Here is an 855-nt window from a genome sequence, read left to right on the forward strand (position 1 = left end):
GTACTGGACTCGCTCACGCCCGAGCGGTTCGCCTCGGTGCTCCGGGCGAAGGCCGACGCCGCGCTGCATCTGGACGAGCTGACGCGCGACCTGGACCTTTCGGCGTTCGTCCTCTTCTCCTCGATCACCGGGTCGGTGGGCGCCGCCGGTCAGGGCAACTACGCTGCGGCCAACGCCTACTTGGACGCGCTGGCCGAGCTGCGCCGCGCCGAGGGCCTGCCCGCCACCTCGATCGCCTGGGGCCCGTGGGCGGACTCCGGGATGGCCGGTGACGACGCCATGGAGCGGCGGATGCGCCGCGAGGGCATGCCGCCGATGGCGCCCGAGTCGGCTGTCGCCGCGCTGCGGCAGGCGCTGGACCTCGATGACACCGCCGTGACGGTCGCGGACCTCGACTGGGAGAACTTCACCCGCACGCTCACCGCCGTACGGCCGAGCCCGCTGATCGCCGAACTGGCGGCGGAGGCCGGGCCGGGCGCCGCGACCGGCGCCGACACCGTCAAGGTCGTCACCGACGCCGACTCCGCCTCCCCGCTCGGCGAGCGCCTGAGTGGCCTGCCGAAGGCCGAACAGGACCGGGCGCTGCTGGAGTTGGTGCGTGCGCAGGTCGCGTCGGTGCTGGGGCACGGCGGGGCCGAGGCGGTGGGGGCCGGGCGGGCGTTCAAGGAGCTGGGCTTCGACTCGCTGGCCGCGATCGAGCTCCGCAACCGGCTGAACGCGGCGACCGGCCTGCGCCTCGCCGCCACGCTCATCTACGACTACCCGAACGCCACCGCCCTCGCCGACCATCTGCGGACGGAACTGGTGGGCGCGGACGCCGCGGTGAGTGGCGGCGTGGTGGCTCCGGCGGTTGCC

Annotated in this window: 1 protein-coding gene; it reads left to right on the forward strand. The window is 74.5% G+C overall.

Annotated features, from left to right (window positions below):
• On the forward strand, nucleotides 1–855 hold an 855-nt coding region (locus NP777_RS46965), incomplete at both ends, for a beta-ketoacyl reductase (protein WP_256656336.1).

The sequence above is a fragment of the Streptomyces rugosispiralis genome, from assembly GCF_024505145.1.
In the GTDB taxonomy this organism is placed as follows: domain Bacteria; phylum Actinomycetota; class Actinomycetes; order Streptomycetales; family Streptomycetaceae; genus Streptomyces; species Streptomyces rugosispiralis.